This window comes from Kitasatospora sp. NPDC127067, from assembly GCF_042724755.1.
GTDB lineage: Bacteria > Actinomycetota > Actinomycetes > Streptomycetales > Streptomycetaceae > Kitasatospora > Kitasatospora lactacystinica.
This window is the reverse complement of sequence record NZ_JBHXEM010000251.1, coordinates 1-4,409: the sequence shown is the minus strand read 5'-3', so window position 1 is coordinate 4,409 and position 4,409 is coordinate 1. Positions and strand designations below refer to the sequence as shown.

Annotated in this window: 3 protein-coding genes; all 3 read left to right on the top strand. The window is 75.4% G+C overall.

The annotated features are described in order from the left end of the window. The first annotated feature begins 288 nt into the window (after positions 1-288). The 3 genes from ACFWJ4_RS40885 to ACFWJ4_RS40875 all read left to right on the top strand — a co-directional run bounded on the left by ACFWJ4_RS40885 (position 289) and on the right by ACFWJ4_RS40875 (position 4,319). Positions 289-1,107 (top strand): BTAD domain-containing putative transcriptional regulator, encoded by an 819-nt coding sequence (locus ACFWJ4_RS40885; RefSeq protein WP_380554358.1) that lies wholly within the window; start codon positions 289-291, stop codon positions 1,105-1,107. Between the two features lie 59 nt (positions 1,108-1,166). Further along, positions 1,167-1,955 carry a 3-oxoacyl-ACP reductase FabG gene (gene fabG, locus ACFWJ4_RS40880; protein ID WP_359913699.1) on the top strand — a complete coding sequence of 263 codons (789 nt, stop codon included), beginning with the start codon at positions 1,167-1,169 and terminating at the stop codon, positions 1,953-1,955. Between the two features lie 63 nt (positions 1,956-2,018). Then, entirely contained in the window at positions 2,019-4,319 is a 2,301-nt protein-coding gene (locus ACFWJ4_RS40875; protein WP_380554355.1) for a condensation domain-containing protein, read from the top strand. The last annotated feature ends 90 nt before the right edge of the window (positions 4,320-4,409 follow it).

Sequence of the window (4,409 nt, the reverse complement as noted above, 5' to 3'; positions counted from 1 at the left end):
GCCCGAAGCCGCCACCAGATCGCCCGGAACCCCGCTCGACGGGCACTTGAGGAATCCGGCCACCGCCGCCAGGCGCAACTAGGGTGCGACGCGTCCACCCCACCATCCCGCTGACTCGAACGCCCTTCCGCACGAACGAGGTTGCCGTCCCCGCGGCGCACCGCTCCCTCCACCGGGTCCACGCATCCACGGGTCCCCGCGGCAACGAGTCCCCGCCTTCACGCGTCACCGGCTCCACGAGTCCCCGACCCCCGAGTCCCCGACCCCCCGCACGAGAGGAGAACCGCCATGCACCTCAGGGTCCTCGGCCCCCTCACCGCCGACCTCAACGGCATCTCCGTCGTCCCCACCGCCGCCAAGCAACGCCAGATCCTCGCCCTCCTGGCGCTCTACCCGAACCGGATCCTGCCGACGGCCACCCTGATCGAGGAGATCTGGGGCGACGACCCTCCCAGACAGGCGCTCACCACCATGCAGACGTACATCCTGCAACTGCGCCGCCGGATCACCCAGGCCCTCGGGCCGACCCCGCACACCACCGCCAAGGACATCCTCACCACCCGGCACGGCGGCTACCAGCTCACCACCCACCCGGACAACCTGGACGTCCACACCTACAACCTGCTGACCACCCAGGGCCAGCACGCCTTCAACCACGGCCAGGACCACCAGGCCGCCACCCACTTCCGCCAGGCCCTCGCCCTCTGGCACGGACCCGCCCTGGTCGACGTCCGGCCCGGCCCGATCCTCACCATCGAGATCATGCGGCTGGAGGAGAGCCGGCTGATCACCCTGGAGCGCCGCATCGACACCGACCTGCGGCTCGGCCGGCACAACGAGCTGATCCCCGAGCTCACCCACCTCACCCACCAGCACCCGCACCACGAGGGCCTGCACGCCCAGGCCATGGTCGCGCTCTACCGGGCCGGCCGGCAGACCAGCGCCCTGACCGCCTACCACCACCTGCGGCACCGGCTGACCAGCGAACTCGGCATCCAGCCCTCCCCGCACCTCCAGCACCTCCAGCACGCGATCCTCACCCTGGACCCGACCCTCAACACGCCCACCACGGCCCACCCGACCACCTACAACCTGTACTCGGCCTGAGCCCCGTCCGGACGGCCGTCCCCGCAGACCTCTCCCAGCCCTCACCCACAGGACGCGTCATGACCACCGCACCCGAGAAACCCCTCGCCCTGATCACCGGCGGTACCCGCGGCATCGGCCTCGCCATCGCCCGCGAACTCGGCAGCCGCGGCCACCGTGTCTTCATCTGCGCCCGCACCGCCAAGGACATCGACCAGGCCCTCGCCACCCTGCGCGACGAGGGCCACCAGGCCCACGGCCTCACCTGCGACGTCCGCGACCCCACCCAGGTCGGCGAACTGATCCGGCACGCGGTGGCCGAGCACGGCCCGATCAGCGTCCTGGTCAACAACGCCGGCCGCACCGGCGGCGGCCCGACCGCCACCACCACCGACGACCTCTGGTACGACGTCATCGACACCAACCTGAACGCCGTCTTCCTGGTCACCCGGGAGACCCTCCGGCACGGCCACATCACCACCACCACGCACCCGCGGATCATCAACATCGCTTCCACCGCCGGGAAGCAGGCCGTCACCCTGGGCGCCCCGTACACCGCGAGCAAGCACGCCGTGATCGGCTTCACCCGGGCGCTGGCCAAGGAGCTGGCACCGACCGGCACCACCGTCAACGCCATCTGCCCGGGCTACGTCCAGACCCCGCACACCGCCAGGATCCACCACGAGTACGCGACCGCCTACAACACCACCCCCGAGACCATCCACCAGCACTTCACGACGCACATCCCGCTCGGCCGCTACACCACGCCCGAGGAGGTCGCCTCGCTGGCCGGCTACCTCACCAGCCCCACCGCGGCCAGCATCACCGCCCAGGCGCTGAACGTCTGCGGCGGGCTCGCCACCCAGTAACCCCCGGCGCGATCCTGGCCGGCCCACGGGAAGGATGAGGGCTCCGGTGCCCGCTGATCAGCCATGACGAACCGTCAGTTCTCCAGCGCACCCGTCACCTTGCGGGTGACCGGCGCCCCAGCGCCCTGCCTGCCCGTCGGCCGTCCGCCCGGGCCGCTGGACGCGGGGGCGGTGCGCGCCGCGCTGGCCGGAACCGCCGCCCGGCCCCGGCAGGCCGCCCAACGGCGCGGCCGGGCACCGGAGTTCGTCCTGGTCCAGCTGCACCGGACGTACCCGCCGCAGGCCCTGCGCGCCGCGCTGCGGACCGTCGCCGCCGAGGACTCCCCCGGGCCCGCGACGGAACTGCTGTGGCAGCGGACGGTGGACGGCCCGGAGGCGCTCGACCAGCTGCTCGCCGACCTCGGGCGCAGCCTGGCCGCCGGTCCCCGGCTGCGGGCGGTGCTGGTCGAGGACGCCGGCCAGGGCGGTGCCCCGGGCGGCGGCCGGCGGCTGTTCGTCGGCATCGCGTCCGGCCCGCCCGCACGCGCCGCCGGGGTGCTGGAGGAACTGCGCGAGGCGCTGGCGCACCCGCCGGAGCCGGTCACCGTGCCGACCAGCGCGCTCCAGCGGGAGCTGCTGCGCCAGGTCATCGACCCGGCCGAGCCCGCCGGGCGGCACGTCGAGCAGCTGTCCTGGCACTGGCACGGGCCACTGGACACCGAACGCTTCACCGCGGCCTGGCAGTCCGTCTTCGACCACGAGACGGTGCTGCGCGCGGCCTTCGACTGGGACGAGGACGGCACCGACGACCCCTGGATGGTGCTGCACGAGCACGCCGCCCCCGAGGTGACCCGGCACCGGCACGACGCCGCCGACTGGAAGGACCTGCTCGCCGCGGACCGCCGGCGCGGCTTCGACCTGCGCCGCCCCGCCCTGCTGCGCGCCACCCTCGTCGACGACCCGCCGCACGCCGAGGACGGGCCCGCCACCCGGGTACTGCTCACCTACCACCACGCGATGCTGGACGGCTGGAGCGTGCGGCTGCTGCTCCAGTCCTTCTACCGCGCCTACCTCACCGGCGGCGTCCTGCCCGGCGGCGAGCGCCGCCCCGACCTGCGCGACCACGCCCGCTGGCTGGCCGGCCGCAGCACCGACGCCGCACGGCAGTTCTGGTCCACCCGGCCGCCCGCCACCCCCGTCCTGCCGCTCGCCCCCGATCCGCACCGGCGCGGCAGCGGCCGGGCCCGGCGCCGCCTCACCCCGTACGAGGCGGTTCGGCTGCGCGGCTGGGCGGCCGCCTGGGGCGCGGGCGAGAGCAGCGCGCTCCAGGCGGCCTGGGCGCTGCTGCTGTACCGCGCCGGGCAGGGCGACCGGCCCCGCCGCCCGGCCCGGGCAGTGCGGGTCGGCTTCGCGGTGACGGTCTCCGGCCGGGGCATCCCGCTGGACGGCATCGACCGGCTGCCCGGCGCCCTGCGCAACCCGCTGCCGATCTCCGTCCGGGTGCAGCCGGGCACCACCGTGCCGCAGCTGCTCGCGGCGCTGCGCGACGGGGTGCTCGACCTCGCGGCCTACGAGTGGGTCGCACCCGGCCAGGCCCACCGCTGGACACCCGGCGCGCGCGGGCAGCGGCCGAACTCCCTGGTCGTGCTGGAGCACCGGCCCGCCACGGCGCACCACCTGCGGCTGGAGACCGACCTGGCCGCGCACGGCATCCACGTGGAGAGCCCCGTCCCGGCCGGCACCCTCACCTCCTACCCGATCACGCTCGCCGCCCACTACGACGCCACCGGCGGGCTGGTCCTCACCACCACCCACGACCGCGCCCTGCTCGCCGACCGGGACGCCGCCGAGCTGCTCGACCAGAGCGCCCACCTGCTGCGCTCCTTCCCGGACCTGCCGAGCGGGCTGGGCACCACGGAGGTCCTGCGGACCACCCTGGCCGGCCGGCCGGCGCCCCGGCTGGGCGAGCCCGCGGACACCGGCTCCCCGGGCGGGGATCCGGCCGCCCCGGCGGTTCGGCTGGACATGCTGCGCCGGGCCGCCCGCCCGGGCGCGGGCTGGGTCCTGCTGCTGCCCCCGACCGGCGCCCCGCACACCCGCTACCCCGGCGCCGCCCGCGGCTGGCCGGGCCCGCAGGCCCTCGGCGTGCTGCGCCCCGCCGGGGGCGCCCCGCCCGCGGCCGCGTACCGCCCGGTGCTCGGGCCGCTGCTGGAGTCCCGCGCGCCGATCGCCCTGGTCGCCCCGCCGGGGCTCGGGGTCACCGCGTGCGAGATCGCCCGACTGGGCGCGCCGGCGCACCACCCGCCGCTGGTGGTGCTGCTCGACCGGGGCGGCGACCTGGCCTCGGTGGCGGGCCTGCTGGGCGAGCTGCCGCGGCGTCGCTAGTGCCGCATCAGGCAACGTTCGCCCTGGTGACGATTTCGTGTAGGCGTTCGTCCGCTGCGTGCTTGTTCCGCCAGATGATGTAGCGGCGGA